Source organism: Nocardia sp. NPDC005745 (assembly GCF_040630775.1).
Taxonomy (GTDB): domain Bacteria; phylum Actinomycetota; class Actinomycetes; order Mycobacteriales; family Mycobacteriaceae; genus Nocardia.
This window is the reverse complement of record NZ_JBEXYF010000007.1, coordinates 24,417-41,774: the sequence shown is the minus strand read 5'-3', so window position 1 is coordinate 41,774 and position 17,358 is coordinate 24,417. Positions and strand designations below refer to the sequence as shown.

Below are 17,358 nucleotides of genomic sequence, written 5' to 3'. Positions count from 1 at the left end.
CTGATGAGCATGTCCCGCCCCGGTCCCGGTCAGGCCGGGGTGGGGCGGGCGCGGTCGGTGGCCAGCAGAGCGGCGATGGTGCCGAGCATGGTGCCGGTGACGTAGCGCTGGACGCGCAGCCACCTGGGGCGCCCGGTGAGGAACGTCGCGAGACCGCCCGCGCCCAGCACGATCAGGCCGTTCACACTGAGCGCCACCGCGATCTGCACCGCCCCCAGGCACAGGCTCTGCAACCACACCCGACCGTGCTCCGGCGTGACGAACTGCGGAATCAACGCCATGTACATGATCGCGATCTTCGGATTCAGCAAGTTGGTGACCAGCCCCATCGTGAACAGCCGTCGGGTGGGGTCCGCCGCCAGCGCCGTCGGCGCGAACACCGAAACGCCTCCCGGCCGCACCGCCTGCCACGCCAGCCACCCCAGATACGCGGCCCCCGCCAGCTTCACCGCCAGATACAGGCCCGGCACCACCGCGAACACCGCCGTGATCCCCGCGGTCGCCGCCGCCAGATACACGCCGAACCCGGCCGCCACCCCCGCCAATGACACCAGCCCGGCCCGCCGCCCCTGCGAAACCGTCCGTGACACCAGATACATCATGTTCGGCCCTGGCGTGAGCACCATCCCCAACGCCGCCACCGCGACCCCCACCACCGCCGCCATCTCGATCATGCCCCGATCCTCACCCGCCCCACCGCCCCCTGTCGCGGTCCACTTCACACCCGCTGGACGGGAGTCACCTCATGGAGCCGGCTGGAAATACCCGATGCTTCCCGGCGACTGCGGCGGCACCGGCTCGAGGCGCGTATCCGGACGCAACACATCGCCACTGCGGAAGCGGTGAAAGTACTCCCTGCTCGTATGGATTTCCCTTTTTCGACCGGCTCGACCAGTCGTATATATAAACAGGTTCTGTCGGCCCGGTGTGGTTTGGTAAGCGGATCATCATCCCGCGCTCTGGTGCCGTTGCGGCGATACCCGCGCGCCGCTATCGGATCGGGCAACTGCTTGCCGCGAGTGCGCGGGTATGGAACCTGCTGCAGGGGTTGTCGGCTCGTCGGCTGCGGCGGAGCTCAGCGGTCGGGAATTGCCGTGGTCGATCGAACATCCTGGTCAGGGTGTAGGTCGGCGGCGCGTCGGCGGGACTCGGTTCACGAAACCGATGACAATGCTGCCCATGGCGGCCACGGTCAGCGGGTTGGGAAATCGGCGGGTCGACCGGTTCGGCGGCGCGTTGCCGAGAGCGGGATTTCGGGGCGATATCGAGGGAATGCGGGCGGTCGCGGTGCTGGCCGTCGTCCTGTTTCATGCGGGTGTGCCGGGGATCGGCGGTGGATTCGTCGGTGTGGACGTATTTTTCGTCATTTCCGGATTTCTCATCACCGGAATGCTCTGCCGGGAAGCGGCCGAGACGGGCACGGTCGAATTGGTTCGGTTCTACGGCGCGCGTGCGCGCAGGCTGTTGCCCGCCGCGGGCATAGTGCTCGTCGCCACGGCTATCGCAGCGGCCGTGCTGTTGCCGCCGATGCAGGCTCGCGAAGCTCTCGGCGACGGGATCGCGAGCGCGCTGTATGCCGGGAACTATCGTTTGGCCGCGCACGGCACCGATTACCTGGCCGCTGACACGCTACCCTCGCCGTTCCAGCATTTCTGGTCACTCGGTGTGGAGGAGCAGTTCTATTTGCTGTGGCCCGCGCTCGTGATCGCGACGGCCTGGCTCGTCCGGCGGCGGCGAAACGGCCCGGCCGCACCGCTGCCGTATCTGATCGTCCTGGCGGTGGTCGCCGCGCTCTCCTTCGCGGTCTCGCTGAGCTGGACCCGGACGCTGCCACCGTGGGCGTTCTTCGCGCTGCCCGCGCGGGCCTGGGAACTGGCTGCCGGTGGCATGGTGGCCCTGTCGGTGGTCGTGTGGTCCCGGTTGCCGCCATGGGCGGCCGTGTCCGCGGGATGGGCCGGACTGGGGTTGATCGCGGCGGCCTGCGCTCGGCTGACCGAGAAGGCGCCATATCCCGGGACCGCTGCGCTGCTGCCCGTGCTGGGCGCGGTCCTGGTGATCGCATCCGGCTGCGCCGTGACGCGATTCGGGGTCGGCCGAGTCCTGGCCGTGCCGGAGCTGCGGGCGATCGGCAAAGTGTCCTATTCCTGGTACCTCTGGCACTGGCCGGTGCTGGTGATCGCGCCGCAGGCGCTCGGCCGCCCCCTCGGGCTGGTCGGCGCGCTGGGCGCGGTCGCCGTGGCCGGTGGACTCGCCATACTCACCCAGCGGCTGATCGAGGATCCGGTGCGCTTCACCGACCGGTTGACACGTTCGGGCAGGCTCAGTCTCGCGTGCGGCGGCGTGAGCACCGCGACGGCCATCTGTGTAGCGCTGGCGCTGCTCATGATCGTGCCCGCCCCGGTCGGCCGTGGCATGGCGGCGCGAAGTCTCACGCTGACCACACCGGCCGCGCCTGCCACCGCCACCGACCCCCACACCGAGGCGGTCGAGCAGTTGACGGCGCAGACCCGATCGGCGGTCGCCGCCTCGGCCGAGATTCGTGCTGTTCCGTCGAACCTCACCCCCTCCCTGGCGAGTGCGCGCGGCGATCGAGCGGAGGTGTTCGACAACGGTTGCTTCCGGTCCTGGCACGACGTGGGCCAGGGTGAGTGCGCGTCCGGCGCTACGGACGCGGCCACCACGGTGGCCCTGGTCGGCGATTCCCACGCGGCGATGTGGCAACCGGCGTTCGAGCAGATCGCCGTGTCACGCCACTGGCGGCTGGAGACCATGGCCAAGGTCACCTGTCCGCTGCTCGACCTGCCCATCACCAGCCCCTATCTGGGCCGCTCGTACTCCGAATGCGAGCAGTGGCGCGGGCAGATCATGACCCGGCTGCGCAACGAGCGGCCCCGGCTGATCGTGGTCGGCATGTCCCGGCGCTACGGTGGCGACTTCGGCTTCGTGTCCTACGACCAGGCGTGGATCGACAGCCTCGAGCGCCTGGTCGTCGAGCTGCGAGCCGCCGGATCGACCGTCCTCGTCCTCGGCGGAGTTCCCGATCCACACGCCACCGTGCCCGCGTGCGTGGCCGAGCACATCGATGACGCTTCGGCATGCGCCCCCGCCCGGCCGGTCGCGGTCGACGACGCGGGCATCGCGGCCGAGCACGCGGCGGTCACGGCGGGCGGCGGCCGATACGCCGACCTGACCTCGCTGTTCTGCACCGCGGCCCGCTGTCCCGTCATCGTCGGCAACAACCTCGTCTACCGGGACGACAACCACCTCACCAGCGGTTACGCCATGGCGCTCGCGCCGGTGATCGGCGCGCTCGCCGAACGCGCGCTCGCCGGCGGCTGAGCCGGCCGCGGGTGCGGTTCGCGGGAAGACATCGCGTCGTTCCCGCGTTGCACCCGGTCACTGCCGCACCCGCGCCTCGCGGGAAGGGCCGGTAACCTGCGGGGTTGTCGGAGGGGTCGGGGAGAATGGCGGGGAATCTAGCTGAGGAGGGACTGTGAACGACGGTCCGCTGATCGTGCAGAGCGACAAAACGCTGCTGCTGGAGGTCGACCACGAGTTGGCCGATGCGGCGCGGCAGGCGATCGCGCCGTTCGCCGAGCTGGAACGGGCGCCGGAGCACGTGCACACCTACCGGGTGACGCCGCTGGCGCTGTGGAACGCGCGGGCGGCCGGGCACGACGCCGAGCAGGTGGTGGACGCGCTGGTCAGCTTCTCCCGGTACGCGGTGCCGCAGCCGTTGCTGGTGGACGTGGTGGACACCATGGGCCGCTACGGCAGGTTGCAGCTGGTCAAGCATCCCGCGCACGGGTTGACGCTGATCAGCCTGGATCGCGCGGTGCTGGAGGAGGTACTCCGGCACAAGAAGATCGCGCCGATGCTCGGCGCGCGCATCGATGACGACACGGTGGTGGTGCACCCGTCCGAGCGCGGCCACATCAAGCAGATGCTGCTGAAGATCGGCTGGCCCGCCGAGGACCTCGCGGGCTACGTCGACGGCGAGGCGCACGAGATCGAACTCGACTACGCCACCGACGGCTGGCATCTGCGCGACTACCAGCAGATGGCCGCCGACTCGTTCTGGGCGGGCGGCTCCGGGGTGGTGGTGCTGCCCTGTGGCGCGGGCAAGACGATGGTCGGCGCCGCGGCCATGGCCAAGGCGAAGGCGACCACGCTGATCCTGGTCACCAACACGGTGGCGGGCAGGCAGTGGCGGCGTGAGCTGCTCGCGCGCACTTCACTCACCGAGGAGGAGATCGGCGAGTACTCCGGTGAGCGCAAGGAGATCCGCCCGGTCACCATCGCCACCTACCAGGTGATCACCCGCCGCACCAAAGGCGAGTACAAGCACCTGGAACTGTTCGACAGCCGCGACTGGGGCCTGGTCATCTACGACGAGGTGCACCTGCTGCCCGCGCCGGTCTTCCGGATGACCGCCGATCTCCAGTCCCGTCGCAGGCTCGGCCTGACCGCGACGCTGGTGCGCGAGGACGGCCGGGAGGGTGACGTGTTCTCGCTGATCGGCCCGAAGCGTTACGACGCGCCGTGGAAGGACATCGAGGCCCAAGGGTGGATCGCGCCCGCCGAGTGCATCGAGGTCAGGGTCACGCTCACCGACGCCGAGCGGATGTCCTACGCGACCGCCGAGCCGGAGGAGCGCTACAAGCTGTGCTCCACCGCGCACACCAAGATCGCTGTGGTCGAATCCATCCTGGCCCGGCATCAGGACGCGCCGAGCCTGGTGATCGGCGCCTATCTGGACCAGTTGGACGAACTCGGCGCCGCACTCGACGCCCCGGTGATCCAGGGTTCGACCAAGACCAAGGAGCGCGAGGAGCTCTTCGACGCGTTCCGGCGCGGCGAGATCCCGGTGCTCGTGGTGAGCAAGGTGGCGAACTTCTCCATCGATCTGCCGGAAGCGTCCGTGGCCGTGCAGGTTTCGGGTACCTTCGGTTCGCGACAGGAGGAGGCGCAGCGTCTCGGTAGGCTGCTGCGCCCGAAACACGACGGAGGCCAGGCGCATTTCTATTCGGTCGTGGCGCGCGACACTCTCGACGCCGAATACGCCGCACATCGGCAGCGTTTTCTCGCCGAACAGGGGTATGCCTATCGCATCACGGATGCCGACGACTTGCTCGGCCCCGCCATCGGATAAGCGGAGGCATTCCCTCCGCAAACTGTGCTAGGAATGAGGGCGTGCGACGCTTCGAATTCGCGGTGGACCGCAGGCACGCTCACGCGGTCAACGAAGTCTTCGCCGACCTTCGCCGCCTGCGCCTCTTGGCGATCGCCGCCGCGGTCGTCGCGGCGACCGGGACGGCGTTCCTGATCTGGTTGAACCACCCCTGGGCGTATCTGCTCGCGATCGCCTTCGCGCTCGGCGCGGTGACGGCGCTGTGGGTCGCCCTGTGGACGCCGTGGCATTCCAGCATCGACAAGCTCTACGCCGACGGCGAATTGATTCCGGCGGTGATCTCCGAGGCCCGGCCCTCCGGCGTGGTGCTGCTCGCCTTGGTCGACGTGTCCACTCCGGACACGAGCGACCCGCGTTTCGCCTTGGTGACCCGCAAGGTCCGTGCCCTCCCCGGCCATGAGGCCAAGGCGGGGGAGCGCGTGCCATCGGTCGCGGTGCGCACCGACCGGGCGCCGCGGCAGGTGGGCGAGCGCTGGCAGTCGGTGAGCGCCATGCCGATCGCCTGGGGCACCACCGACGACACCGTCATCGCCCGCGCCCGCGCCGCGATCAGCGAGGCCGAGTGGCGGTTGCTCACCGACAATCTCGCGCTCGCCGAGAAGGTGCGGCGCTCCGCGGCGAAACGCCTGCTGCTCGACCCGCACCAGCTACCGGGTGAACTCGGCTCCTGATCCGGCTGCGAAACCTACGCTTTCGCCGGGGCTCGGGCGCCTACACTCGAAACATGGTCCCAGCGTCCGATCTGCTGGCATTCGTCGCCGCCGCTTTCGTCATCATCGTCGTGCCGGGGCCCGGCGTGCTGTTCACTATCGGTCGCGCGCTCACGCTCGGGCGGCGCGCGGCGTTGCTCTCCGTGCTCGGGCACGCCGCGGGCGTCTACGTCGCGTTGGTCCTGGTCGCCATCGGGCTGGGAACCTTGCTCTCGGCGTCGGCGCTGGCGCTCACCGTGGTCAAGTTCGCGGGCGCGTTGTATCTGATGTACCTGGGAATCCAGGCGATTCGGCAGCGCTCGGCGTTGCGCGTGGCGATGGGCGCCACGATCGAACCGGCGCCCCACGCGCGCGTGCTGCGCCAGAGCGCGATCGTCGGGCTCACGAACCCCAAGGCGATCGTCTTCTTCTCCGCGGTCCTGCCGCACTTCGCCGATCCGGCGGCGGGCTCGCTGTCGTGGCAGTTCCTGCTGCTCGGCACCGTCTTCCTGGCCATCGCACTGGTGTCCGACAGTGCCTGGGCGCTGCTGGCCGCTTCGGCGAGGTCCTGGTTCGCCAGGTCGCCGCGCAGGCTGGAGGCGGTCGGTGGCGCGGGCGGGGTGATGATCTTCGGTGTCGGCGCGTCGGTGGCGCTGACCGGAAGTGGCGACTGAAGCCGTTACCATCCAGCGAAGTCGGTGCGCCGGTGCCGGCAAGAGGCGGGGTGGAGAGGGGTTGGTCGTTCGTATGAAGTTGTCCGGCCGGATGTGCGCCGCGGTCGCGTGCGTATTCGTCGCGGTGCCTTGGGTGCCCGCGCACGCGGACCCGTCCCCGGACCCGCTGGTCGGCGCGCCGGGCCTGGGCGATCCGTACTATCCGCTCGACGGCAACGGCGGCTACGACGTCCACCACTACGACGTCGGCATCGACTACGACCCGCCGAGCCGTGCACTGACCGGCACCGCCACCGTGACCGCGGTCGCCACCCAGCCCCTGCGCGTGTTCAACCTCGATTACGCGGGGCCTGAGGTGCGGATGGTGTCGGTGAACGGGCAGCCCGCCGGTTTCGAGCGCAACGGCGAGCACGAGTTGACCGTGACGCCGCTGCTCCCGCTGCTGCCCGGCCTGGCGTTCACCGTCACCGTCGACTACGCGGGCCCCGCGGCGAACACCGAGGGCGAAGGGTGGACCTTCGCGCGCAGCGGCGGCGCGTTCGTCGCCGGGGAGCCGCATTCGGCGACCAGCTGGTATCCGCTCAACGACACCCCGTTGGACAAGGCCACCTTCACCCTGACCGCCACCGTTCCCGCGGAGTGGGAAGTGGTCTCCAACGGGGTGCGGACCGAGAACGCGGTGCGCGGCGACAAGCGGACGGTGCGCTGGGTCAACGCCCAGCCGGTGCTCGGCTACCTCACCACCGTCGCGATCGACAAGTTCGACTACCTCGAGCAGCGCAGGGCCAACGGCACTCCGCTGGTCAGCGCGTTCGCGCCGAATACGCAGGATCGCCATCGTGAACTCGAGCTGCGCCTGCCGGAGATCCTCGACTTCTCCGAAAAGCTCTATGGGCCCTACCCGTTCGAGGCGGCGGGCGGCATCTACTTCGACGCCGACATCACCTTCTCGCTGGAGACCCAGACCCGCCCGCTCTACGCGCCGAGGACCGATCTGCAGACCGTCGTGCACGAGATCGCACACCAGTGGTGGGGCGACTGGGTGTCGGTGCGTCAGTGGTCGGACATCTGCCTGAACGAGTGCTTCGCCAGCTATACCGCCGACTACCTGTGGCCGGAGCGGGTGGAGGGCAAGAACGTCGACGACGACTACCGCGAGACCATCCGGAACTATCACGACAACGAGCGGTTCTGGAACATCCCGCTGGAGAACCCCGGCGCCGGGCGCGAGTTCACCTCCGTCTACTACCGCGGCCCGCTGTTCCTGCACGCGCTGCGCAGGCAGATCGGCGACGAGGTGTTCTTCACCGCCGTTCGGGACTTCCTCGCCGCGCACGCCTACGGCAACGCCTCGATACCGGAGTTCCGCGCCTTCGTGCAGTCCCGATCGCCCATGGATCTGACCGGTTTCTTCCACGCGTGGCTGAACACCACCGCGCCGCCGCCGCGGGAATACTTGTTCCCAGGCGCTCTGCTCAGCTGATCCGTCAAGCCTCCGCGCGCTGCCGGGCCTTCGCGACCCTGCGTTCGGCCCGCTCCAGCTGCCGTCGTGCGGCGTGGAGTTCGTCCTCGGCCGACCGCTCGGCCGACTTGCGGAACTGCCGCTGCTGTTCGGCGTGCTCGAGCTCGTCGCGCAACGCGGCGATGCGTTCCTCGACCGAGGACAGTTCACCGGTCGCGTCCTCGAGGGCGGAGCGGGCCGATTCCTCCGTGGCGCGGGCGGTTTCGAGCGCGTCCTGGGCGTCCGCCAGTTCACGGCGTGCGCTGTCGTCCTGTTTCTGCCGCGCTGCCGCTCGCCCCGGCCGGGCGGCCGGTTCGGGGACCGGGACCAGATCGGGTCCGCTCGGCCCGAAGCCTTCGTAACTCGCGGCCGTGACGAGCGTTCCCGCGCGCAGCCGCTCGGCCACCTCCGGCTCGGCGAGCGCCGCGGTCAACGTCTGGCCGACCTCCCGGACGACGCCATCGCCGACCGGATGCCCTTGTCCGGCGGCGAGCGCGCCCGCCTTCTCGGCGAGCGCGTTGACCAGTTGCTGTCGCTGCGCGGTCAGGTCACGCAACTCGTCGGCCGAGAGGTTGCGCTGAGCGGCGGCCAGGGCAGCGCCGAGGCGCAGCAAGGCGGCCACGTCGTCCGGCGCCGCCCGGGACAGCAGGTTCGCCGTCCAGGCGGTCAGGGTGGGTTTGCGCAGCTTGCCGATGGCGGCCGCGAGCCGCTTGTCGCCCGCCTGCTTCGCCGCGGCCGCCCGGTCGGTGCGCGCGGCGACGAACTGCGCGGGCGGCAGCCCGTACAGGTCGCGCGCGACGTCCTCGAGCGTCATACTGCCCAAGCGTAACGACCCGGTCTCGGGCGACGACACACTCCGCATACCGGACAAGGGTCCAGTTGCATCGAATACGCGAAAGGCGTTGCTAGTGAATTACTCTGCGTTCCTGCTGCTCGGCCGTCTGCTTCCCAGCATCCTCGGATACGCGCTCATGGGGCTCTACGGCACGCACAGCATCTAGCGCGCTGCTCGAGGTCCGCGGTGAGCTGATGCGGCCGTCCTGGTCGTGCGGGTATTCTCACCGCGTTCACGAGCCCGTGAACGTGTTCGGTGAGAGAGGTTTTCAGGTGAAGTTTCCAGGAGCGAGGCTGCTGGCACGGGTCGTGCTCGCCCTCGTCGCGGTGGCCGCCGTGGTGGTCACGGTGACCGGCTGTTCGTTGATCGGCGACGCGAGCAAGTCGGACACCGCCAAGGCCGAGGTCGGTGACTGCATCAACGTCATCGAGGGCTCCGCGGTCGATTCCAAGACCGAGCCGGTCGACTGCTCGTCGGACAAGGCCGTCTACAAGGTGGCGCAGTCCTACGACAAGAAGACCGACTGCGCCGCCGACTACACCTCCTACGAGGAGACCCTGGGCGGCGGCACCACCGCGTTCCTGTGCCTGGCGCCGAACTTCAAGGAAGGCAGCTGCTACAACGAGAGCAGCACGACCGGATACAAGCACGTCGACTGCGCGTCTTCGGACGCCACCTTCAAGGTGCTGAAGCGGATCGACGGCAAGGCCGACGAACTGCTCTGCGGCGAGGACGCCGACAGCTTCCGGCTCATCGAAACGGACCCCAAGGTCACCTTCTGCACGAGCAAGCCCTAGCACTGCTCATTCGAGCAGGGCGACCGACGCGATCCGGTGCAGTGTGAAGTGCCGGACCGCGCCGGTGACCGGGTCCAGCGCGTCCAGCTGCCCGTTGCCCACCTTCAACGGTTCCACCACCCGCTGGGTGGCGACCCCCTGGGCGTCGACGTAGCCGATGTTCACCGACCGCCGCACCCGCGCCGCGAGCTGGAGCAGGGCGAGGGTGGCGGCGGTGTTGGTCCGCGTGCCGTCCGGGCGCACCGCGTGACTGGAGCGGGCGCTGGCGGCGCGTTCGCCCGCGCGCAGCTCGGTGACGAGCGATTCCAGCTGTTCGGTGCTGGGCGGTGTCGGCCGATACGGCTGCCGCGCGGCGGGCCGCACCGAGATCCGGGCGCCCCGCGGGCGCAGATCCACGATCGCACCGGCCGAGTCCTCACCCGCGGGCGCGAAACCGGCCGCGCGCAGCTGCTCGAGCAGTTCGCCCAGCGGCGCTTGGGCGATGGCGACGGTCGGCGCGATGGATCGCAGTGCCAGCGTGCGCGCCACCGGTGCGGACAGCACCTGGGCCAGCAGCGCCGGGTCGTCGCTGCGGATGAACGACTGCGCCATGCCCGCGCGCAACTGACCGTGCCGCCGGGCCACGTCATCGATCAGATAGGTCAGTGCCTGCGGGATCGGTGTGCGGGAATGCTTGGCGAACAAGGCGTGCAGTTCGGCCGCCGTCAACCCGGCGTCAAGGGCGCGCCGCACCGAGGACTCGCCGATCCGGTACACCGTCGCCGCGCCCGCGGATTCGACGTCGGCGACCAGGGCGACGCGGTGTTGTAAATCGGTGGTCAGCGGCCCGGGCGCGATCACCGTCAGATCCGCCTGCACCAGCACGTGATCCACCGGCTCCGGCAGCGCCGCCTCCATCTCCGCCTCGGCGTCGGCCACGCTGGTCGGCGCCGCGTGCAGCAGCGCCCGCGCCGCCGAGCCGAGCGCGCCGCGACCGACGAAGCCCAGCGCCGCCGCCTCGGCCAGGGTCTGCTCGACCACCTCCGGCCGGAAGTTCCTGCGCCTGCGTGGCTGCTGCCAGGCCAGCATCCGGCCGATGTCCGCGGGGGTCAGTGCCGTGCCGGACGGGTATTCCGCGAGCAGGGCGAGGATCGCGAGCCGATCGCGCGGTGCGTTCGGGGTGCGCAGCTCCAGCGACAGCGCCGCGAGCGGCTTGTCGTTGGCGTCGCGCATGCCGATCATCCACGGCATGCGATCCAGATCGAGCCAGGTCAGTCCCAGCGCGGCCCAGCGCCGCGCGGGCGGCGATTCCAGCCAGGCGTCCACCAGCGGCGTCGGCGCCCAGAAGTCGTCGGTCGTATCGAAGTCGGGTGGAGGGTCCGGCAAACCCTTCTCGATCAGTTTCGCGGCCGCCAGCAGTTCGACCAGCAAACCCGCCCTCGGCTCGTCGACACCGGCCTGCTTGGCGATGCGCCGCAGCTCCCGCACGCCCAGGCCGCCCGCGCGCAAGGCGGGAGCGGGAACTCGGCCGAGCACGTCGAGCACGGCGGCGCAGTGCCGGAGCAACTCGCCGACCTCGCCCGCCGCGACCGCGTTCACGTCGGCGGGCGTGTGTTTGGCGGGCTCCGGGTGCGGCGATGTCAGCGCGTGCGGGTGGGTGACCGGTTCCCGGCGCAGCACCTGGCCGACGGTGACCGGAAGTTCGACGGTCTCGTCATCGACCCAGTGCAGCAGCCTGCGCGCCAGCAGTCGCTGGATCGGCCGGTCGGCCGGAGTGCCCGGCGCGGCGTCCCTGGTGCGGCCGCGCGGCCCCGTCGCGGCCAATTTGTCCAGCAGCGCCCGCTCGGCGGGTGCGAGTTCGGGAAGCGCGGCGACCACCTCGGGTTCGGTGAGGGCGTCGGGGATCTCGGTCGCGGTGCCGATCGGCCACGGCAACGCCTCGGCGGCCGCCGGGATCAGATGAAGCCCCTGCTCGGCGTCGAGCCAGACCAGCGCGCGGGCGGTCAGCCGCTCCAGCGCTTCGTCGATCGCGGCGGCCGATACCCGTTCGCTCAATTGCACATGCAGTTCGGCGCGCTGGAGCGGACCGCTGTCGGGATGCGTGGTGCCGTGTACGGCAAGGGTTTCCACGAGGGCGAATTCGAGGGTGTTCAAGTCCTCCGTGGCGCGCAGCACCGACGCGCGCTGTTCGGTGCGGGCGGCGAGCACGGCCATGGAGGAAGGCAGCGGCACGGCCAGGTCGGGCCGAAGCTGCAACAGCGTCACGAGCTGGGCATCGCTGCGGGCACCGAGCCATCCGGCAAGGGAGTCGGTCGCGGTCATCCGATCCAGCCTACGATGCTGGGCGATCGCCCGCCGGGGTCAGGCGGTGTGGGCCGCGGCGCATCCGCGCGGAGCGGTCGTGCCAAAATGGGTCCGTGGTGAACAAATCGAAGAAATCCTATGTCGACAACGGCTGGCCGAAGGTCGCCGACGGTGACCCCGCGGTCACCGAGCTCTCTTCGGCCCGCTCCGGTGGCCTCTCGCCCTACGGCGAGGACACCGAGTTCCCGGTCCCCGCTGAGCAGTTGCCCTACATGCACCCGAACACGGTGATCAACCGCTGAGCGCGCGACCGGAACGTTCTCGGCTACGAAGAAGGGCCCCGCATCCTTGGTGATGCGGGGCCCTTCTTGACGATGTGTGGCGATCAGGAGGGCAGCAGGCCCTTGTTCGCCTCGTAGAAGTTCACGATCGCGGGGTCGAGGGTGGCTCCGCTGGACTTGGCCGCGTTGAAGAAGTCGAGAGCTTCCTTGGGCACCTGGACGCCCTGGCTCTGCACCACCTCGAGGGCCCGGTCGACGGCCGAGAAGATCTGCTGCGAGCTGTCCGCCGGCGCGGCCTGTGCGGCCTGCGGCGCGGGGTTCCAGCGCGGGGTTTCGGCGGTGGCGGGCGCGGAGCGCTGGGAAGGCGCGCTGCTCAGGCCCAGCCTGGACGAGCAGGAGGGCCAAGCGCCCCAGCCCTGCGAGGCGAGCACCTTCTCGGCGACCGCGATCTGCTGCTCGCGGCTGGCCTGGTTGGCCGAGGCGGCGTACTCCTGGCCGCCGTGGGCGCGCCAGGTGCTGGGCGAGAACTGCAGCCCGCCCTGGAAACCGTTGCCCGTGTTGATGCCCCAGTTGCCGCCGGCCTCGCACTGAGCGAGTCGATCCCAGTCGGAGTCGGGTGCCGCGCTGGCGTTGCCTGCGAGAGCCACACCGGCGGTGCCGATGATGGCGCCGGTGACGGCAACCTTGGCTACCGTACGGCCGGTCGAGCTTGGCTTGCGATGGCGTCCACTCATATCGGGTTCGTCTTCCTCTCGACGCACCTGCGACGTCTTCGGTTCTGGTTCGGACTGAGAGGTCGTCCGTTCCGCCCTCGCCCCTACGTTTCCGTCGGGGGTTCCGGTACCCGCGGGGCGAGGCTCGGTGCGGCGGGCCGGTGGTCGCCGGGGTGTCCCGGCTGGATAAGACGGTACGACGAACCGCGGGAAAAATCACTATTTGGTAACCGGCGTGTACCAACGGGTCTCGACGCGGTATCGGATGGGTACGGCGCCTTCGCGCAGCTAGGAGTGGCCGCGGCCGCATGCGGCGCGCGTCGCCACCGGCCCGTGACCTACTCGTAATGTGACGAGGATCACACGTCCGAATGGGTAACGATCGCATCGGGTAACCGGTTCACGCCGGATCGGAGGCGTGTTCTCCGGTTCTACCGGGACCTGCGCCCCGAGCGCAGCGCGAACACGACCGCGAGCACGAACCCAAGCGGCGCGAGCATCGCCCCGAAGTAGAGCCACAGCCCGGGCTCGCCGTCGGTCAGCAACGGGATCGCGAAGATGACGACGATCGCCAGCAATCCCAGCGCGAACAGGGCGAGCGCGAGTCGCAGCAACCAGTCGCCGCGCCGCCGAGGGGCGCCGCCGGGCGGGGTCGGAGTGGATGGGTTCGTCACGGTTCGACGGTAAAACTGATGTGCTTGCGTTATTCGCACCGGGGTAGACTCGATGGCAATCGCGTCCTGCAATCGTGCTGGGCGCGTTCTTTTCGCACAGGAGGGCCGGTCGCGGGATCGGCCTGGTAGACAAATGTGCTCGGGCCGTTGGGGTCCGAGTTTCGATGACGAACGGGTGAGCGCAGTGCCGACCGGCAGGGTGAAGTGGTACGACGTCGAAAAGGGCTTCGGCTTCCTTTCCCAGGACGAGGGTGAGGACGTCTACGTCCGCTCGTCCGCGCTGCCCGAGGGTGTCGAGGGCCTCAAGCCCGGCCAGCGCGTCGAGTTCGGCATGGCCGCGGGCCGTCGCGGCCCCCAGGCGCTGAGCCTGAAGCTGCTCGAGGCCCCCCCGTCGGTCCGGCAGGGCCAGGAACGCAACGCGCGCAAGGAGCCTGCCGCGCGCAACCACACGCCGGACGAGTTGCACGGCATGGTCGAGGACATGATCACCTTGCTCGAGGCCAAGGTGCAGCCGGACCTGCGCAAGGGCAAGTACCCGGATCGCAAGACGGCGCAACGCATCTCGGAGGTCGTCCGCGCGGTGGCGCGCGAACTGGACCGGTAGTCCGCGCCGCCGCGCGACGCTTCCGGGTCGATGCCGGCCAGGGTGGGCACCAGATCGATGTGCGAAGTGAGTGCGGCAGTGCTGGTTCCGTACGTCGCGGGGTTGCTCGGATCGGCGATGACCAAAGGGACGCGGTAAATCAGGTCGTCAGCCGATTCGTGACGAGGATCGACTTCTACCCGCTGGTGTATCGAGTCCTCGCGGGCCACGAACCCGGGTTGCCCGTCCGGCTGGTCGACGGCGTTGTGCCGCATCGCATCCGGCAAGTGCTGGAGGCATCGCTGCGCGCCGGTCAGCAGTCCGGGGACATCGCCGCGGCTCGACCCGAGCGACACCGCGATCGCGCTGGAGGCCATCTTCACCGCGGTCATCATCACCGTGGTGCAAGTCGGCGGCAACGGTTCCTCCGAGCGCATCGATGCCGTCGCGCGCTTGGTGCGCACCGCGCTCACGGGGAAGCGTCCGACATGATCGTTCCGCGGCCGCCCGCCTGAACGGGGCACGCGCCGGGCCACGGGCGAACCGGCCGTCGGTGTAGCAATGGCGGTGGCCGATCGTCGAAATCGGCGCCTGGCATCGCCGCTACGCCGTGCTGATCGACCAGGTGGCGTGTGGCACGTAGAACTCCCGGCCGGTTTCGTCGCGGGCGAGGATCGGCAGCTGGAACTCGACGCCGATGAGGCGCAGATCGGGTTCCGGCTTGGAATCGATGGTCAGGGCCAGTGCGCGATCGGGGTAGTCGTTGCGGCTGATCACCTGGTCCACCTTCTCACCGTTCGGCAGGAGATAGACCAGCTGTGCGAGCCAGGGCGCGTCGGCGACCTTCTTCGGGAGCGACAGCTGCAACGGGTAACCGGCGGGCACTTCCAGCTCGGCGGTGCGGCCGCGGTGGCAGTCCGGCGTATCGGGGGCACAGTTCAGCGTCGTGAACACCGTGCCGGGCACGTTGTCCTCGGGCAGGATGCGGCAGTCCCGCATGGTCACCGCGCAGTAGCTGAACGGCCGCACGGTGACGGTCTTGCCGTGCGCGTAGGCGGTGAGGGTGACGTCGGGTTCGTCGGCGTTGCGGACCAGCACCGCCAGAACGCCCGCGAAGGCGACGGTGAGCACGAGCAGGGCGGCCGCGATCAGCGCGGCGATCGTGCGTGCGTTGAGCTTGCTCACCAGATCGGGTCTCCTTGCCCTCGTTGAAAGCGTGTCGTGTCGCCGCCGCGCGGAGCGGGACCCTGCGCGCGGGGTGCGCTCGCCGGGTATCCGTGCGGCCGGGACGGCACCTCTTGCTCCACGTGCTGGGGACGGTTGCCGCCGAGACCGGGCAGTAGCGAGTGGCCGCGGAAGCTGAGGAAAGTCTGCACCAAGCCCAGCACGAGTATCGCGGTGACCACCGCGAAGCCCTTCCAGTAATCCGTCGGCAGCAGCACCCCGGCCGCGCCGCCGATGACCCAGCTCAGCTGCAGCACGGTCTCCGACCGCCCGAAACCCGAGGCGATCGACTCCGGCGGCAGATCGTCCTGGATGGAGGCGTCCAGCGACACCTTCGCCAGCGCGCTCGTCGCGGACGCCACCAAGGCGGCGGCCGTCGCGCCGAGCAGATTGTTCGTGAACGTCGCGAACAGCGCCACCAGCGCGCACGCCGCCGTGCAGCCGAGCACGATCAGCGCGGGTCTGCCCAGTTTGAGCCTGGCGCCCGTGGCATTGCCCGTGAAATTGCCGATGGCCGCGGCCGCGCCGACCGTGCCGAGCATGAGGGCCTGCTGGACCGGCCGGTGCTCGGTCGCCTTGGCGACGAACGCGACGTAGAAGGTGAGGAACCCGGTCAGCACGCGGATGGCGCCGTTGCCCCAGAGCCCGGTCACCACGGAGCGGCCCAGCGGCTGCCTGCGTTTGCGCGGCGGGACCGGCGACTCGTTGCCGGAGGAGAGCACCTCGGTGTGCGCGTCGGCGCCGTGATAGCTCAACGTCGCGGGCACTTCGCCCTCGGTGACCTCGACCCAGGACGGGATGCGCAGGCTCAGATACGTTCCCGCGCAGGCGATCAGCGCGGCGAAGACCAGAGCGCCGTTCGAGCCCGCGATCGCCGCGGTCAGCCCGGCCAGCCCTCCGGCGCCCAAGGTGCCGCCGACCAGCCCGAACACCGTGAGACGGGAGTTGGTGCGGACCAGATCGATATCCGGCGGCAGAACCCGGGGCGTCACCGCGCTCTTGAGCACGGAGAACGATTTGCTGCCGATCATCATGCACAGCGCGAGCGGATACAGCGCCCAGCTGTCGAACTCGAAGATCAGCACCACCGCGACCACCGTGCGCACCGCGAACGAGGTTGCCAGCGCCAGGCGGCGACCGCGTTGCAGCCGATCGAGCATCGGGCCGATCAGCGGGGCGATCACCGCGAACGGCGCGATGGTGATCAGCAGGTACAGCGCGACCTTCGTCTTGCTCTCCGCGGTGGCGCTGGCGAAGAACAAGGTGTTGGCCAGCGCCACGGCGATGGCGGCGTCCAGGGCGAAATTCGCCATGGTCGCGTAGGTGAGGGCCGTCAGACCCGATTTGTCCGCGCCGTCGGCCTTGGCCGCGCGCTGGAAGGTCGCGATGCCCTTCTCGGTGAGTTCCCTGCCGCGCATGGCGGCCACCCGGGTGACCGTGAGTTTGCGCGGCATTCGTCGCTTCCCGGAGGGAGCCGGGCTTTCGGGGGGCTCGACCGGATCCTGGCCTGCGGTCGCGGGGTAGTCGGGTTCGGCCGGGCCCGGTGGTTCGGTGTGACGATGCGGCTCGGGGCGACGCGGGAAGACACGGCGGGGCGCGCGCTCGGAGGCCGTCGGTTGCTCGGGGTCACTTCCCAGTGGGAGGGGTTTGGTGCGCGGCGGCTGCGCGGGGCGGGGCGCCTCACGGCGCGGATTCGGCTGGTCGTGCCGCTCGGAGGCCCGTCCGGGCCGCAGCGGCGGCAGCGGCCCGCGCCGTCGCGGCGGGTCGGGCGGCGGGTACCGGTCGAAACCGGGATGCCGATCGAACAGTGGGGACTCCTCGCCTTCCCACCGATCACGGTCGGGACCGGAAGGTTCGCGGGGAGTAGTCACGACTCCAATTCTGGCGTACTTCCGTGCTGGGCGTTCACGCGC

16 protein-coding genes are annotated in these 17,358 nt (G+C 69.8%); 9 read left to right on the top strand and 7 right to left on the bottom strand.

Annotated elements, in window-relative coordinates; translation table 11 throughout:
- Positions 1 to 29: 29 nt before the first annotated feature.
- On the bottom strand, positions 30 to 674 hold the full coding sequence (locus ABZ420_RS09630; RefSeq protein WP_040864787.1) for a LysE family translocator: 645 nt from the start codon (positions 672 to 674) through the stop codon (positions 30 to 32).
- 598 nt (positions 675 to 1,272) lie between these two features.
- On the opposite strand from ABZ420_RS09630, the gene ABZ420_RS09625 reads away from it, so the two are divergent.
- From ABZ420_RS09625 to ABZ420_RS09605, 5 genes are all read left to right on the top strand, one after another.
- A complete protein-coding gene (locus ABZ420_RS09625; protein ID WP_357119969.1) occupies positions 1,273 to 3,339 on the top strand; it encodes an acyltransferase family protein in 2,067 nt (688 codons plus the stop codon).
- Between the two features lie 154 nt (positions 3,340 to 3,493).
- On the top strand, positions 3,494 to 5,152 hold the full coding sequence (locus tag ABZ420_RS09620) for a DNA repair helicase XPB (protein WP_357119527.1): 1,659 nt from the start codon (positions 3,494 to 3,496) through the stop codon (positions 5,150 to 5,152).
- Positions 5,153 to 5,193: 41 nt separating this feature from the next.
- The gene (locus ABZ420_RS09615; protein WP_357119524.1) at positions 5,194 to 5,862 is read left to right on the top strand and encodes a DUF3239 domain-containing protein; all 669 of its coding nucleotides are present in this window, start codon (positions 5,194 to 5,196) and stop codon (positions 5,860 to 5,862) included.
- 53 nt (positions 5,863 to 5,915) lie between these two features.
- Positions 5,916 to 6,554, top strand: a complete 639-nt coding sequence (locus ABZ420_RS09610; protein WP_357119521.1) for a LysE family translocator — start codon at positions 5,916 to 5,918, stop codon at positions 6,552 to 6,554.
- Between the two features lie 73 nt (positions 6,555 to 6,627).
- Positions 6,628 to 8,037 carry a M1 family metallopeptidase gene (locus ABZ420_RS09605; protein WP_357119518.1) on the top strand — a complete coding sequence of 470 codons (1,410 nt, stop codon included), beginning with the start codon at positions 6,628 to 6,630 and terminating at the stop codon, positions 8,035 to 8,037.
- Between the two features lie 4 nt (positions 8,038 to 8,041).
- On the opposite strand, the gene ABZ420_RS09600 is transcribed toward ABZ420_RS09605, so the two are convergent.
- On the bottom strand, positions 8,042 to 8,869 hold the full coding sequence (locus ABZ420_RS09600) for a hypothetical protein (protein ID WP_357119515.1): 828 nt from the start codon (positions 8,867 to 8,869) through the stop codon (positions 8,042 to 8,044).
- Between the two features lie 293 nt (positions 8,870 to 9,162).
- Here ABZ420_RS09600 and ABZ420_RS09595 point away from each other — a divergent pair, with 293 nt between their 5' ends.
- Positions 9,163 to 9,687 (top strand): hypothetical protein, encoded by a 525-nt coding sequence (locus ABZ420_RS09595; protein WP_357119512.1) that lies wholly within the window; start codon positions 9,163 to 9,165, stop codon positions 9,685 to 9,687.
- Positions 9,688 to 9,693: 6 nt separating this feature from the next.
- Here ABZ420_RS09595 and ABZ420_RS09590 read toward each other — a convergent pair whose 3' ends face one another.
- Positions 9,694 to 11,988, bottom strand: a complete 2,295-nt coding sequence (locus ABZ420_RS09590) for a helicase-associated domain-containing protein (protein WP_357119510.1) — start codon at positions 11,986 to 11,988, stop codon at positions 9,694 to 9,696.
- A 95-nt stretch (positions 11,989 to 12,083) separates the two neighbouring features.
- On the opposite strand from ABZ420_RS09590, the gene ABZ420_RS09585 reads away from it, so the two are divergent.
- Positions 12,084 to 12,272: a hypothetical protein gene (locus tag ABZ420_RS09585; RefSeq protein ID WP_040864798.1), complete on the top strand. Its 189-nt coding sequence runs from the start codon at positions 12,084 to 12,086 to the stop codon at positions 12,270 to 12,272.
- Positions 12,273 to 12,355: 83 nt separating this feature from the next.
- Here the strand turns inward: ABZ420_RS09585 and ABZ420_RS09580 are convergent, their stop codons facing one another.
- Both ABZ420_RS09580 and ABZ420_RS09575 read right to left on the bottom strand, forming a co-directional pair.
- Complete coding sequence (locus ABZ420_RS09580; RefSeq protein ID WP_357119508.1) at positions 12,356 to 12,985, bottom strand: resuscitation-promoting factor Rpf1 domain-containing protein; 630 nt, start codon at positions 12,983 to 12,985, stop codon at positions 12,356 to 12,358.
- Between the two features lie 410 nt (positions 12,986 to 13,395).
- Positions 13,396 to 13,638, bottom strand: a complete 243-nt coding sequence (locus tag ABZ420_RS09575) for a hypothetical protein (RefSeq protein ID WP_357119506.1) — start codon at positions 13,636 to 13,638, stop codon at positions 13,396 to 13,398.
- A 184-nt stretch (positions 13,639 to 13,822) separates the two neighbouring features.
- Here ABZ420_RS09575 and ABZ420_RS09570 point away from each other — a divergent pair, with 184 nt between their 5' ends.
- Positions 13,823 to 14,242 (top strand): cold-shock protein, encoded by a 420-nt coding sequence (locus tag ABZ420_RS09570; RefSeq protein ID WP_357119966.1) that lies wholly within the window; start codon positions 13,823 to 13,825, stop codon positions 14,240 to 14,242.
- Positions 14,243 to 14,485: 243 nt separating this feature from the next.
- Positions 14,486 to 14,713 carry a hypothetical protein gene (locus tag ABZ420_RS09565; RefSeq protein ID WP_357119504.1) on the top strand — a complete coding sequence of 76 codons (228 nt, stop codon included), beginning with the start codon at positions 14,486 to 14,488 and terminating at the stop codon, positions 14,711 to 14,713.
- Positions 14,714 to 14,824: 111 nt separating this feature from the next.
- On the opposite strand, the gene ABZ420_RS09560 is transcribed toward ABZ420_RS09565, so the two are convergent.
- Together ABZ420_RS09560 and ABZ420_RS09555 are read right to left on the bottom strand one after the other, a co-directional pair.
- On the bottom strand, positions 14,825 to 15,406 hold the full coding sequence (locus ABZ420_RS09560) for a DUF2771 domain-containing protein (RefSeq protein WP_357119502.1): 582 nt from the start codon (positions 15,404 to 15,406) through the stop codon (positions 14,825 to 14,827).
- Positions 15,403 to 17,316 (bottom strand): MFS transporter, encoded by a 1,914-nt coding sequence (locus ABZ420_RS09555; protein ID WP_357119500.1) that lies wholly within the window; start codon positions 17,314 to 17,316, stop codon positions 15,403 to 15,405. The genes ABZ420_RS09560 and ABZ420_RS09555 overlap by 4 nt, the downstream gene beginning before the upstream one ends.
- Positions 17,317 to 17,358 lie beyond the last annotated feature (42 nt).

Coding starts and splice junctions, on each gene's coding strand:
- ABZ420_RS09630 (WP_040864787.1), bottom strand. CDS start 674: ATGATCGAGATGGCGGCGGTGGTGGGGGTCGCGGTGGCGGCGTTGGGG.
- ABZ420_RS09625 (WP_357119969.1), top strand. CDS start 1,273: ATGCGGGCGGTCGCGGTGCTGGCCGTCGTCCTGTTTCATGCGGGTGTG.
- ABZ420_RS09610 (WP_357119521.1), top strand. CDS start 5,916: ATGGTCCCAGCGTCCGATCTGCTGGCATTCGTCGCCGCCGCTTTCGTC.
- ABZ420_RS09605 (WP_357119518.1), top strand. CDS start 6,628: ATGAAGTTGTCCGGCCGGATGTGCGCCGCGGTCGCGTGCGTATTCGTC.
- ABZ420_RS09600 (WP_357119515.1), bottom strand. CDS start 8,869: ATGACGCTCGAGGACGTCGCGCGCGACCTGTACGGGCTGCCGCCCGCG.
- ABZ420_RS09590 (WP_357119510.1), bottom strand. CDS start 11,988: ATGACCGCGACCGACTCCCTTGCCGGATGGCTCGGTGCCCGCAGCGAT.
- ABZ420_RS09580 (WP_357119508.1), bottom strand. CDS start 12,985: ATGAGTGGACGCCATCGCAAGCCAAGCTCGACCGGCCGTACGGTAGCC.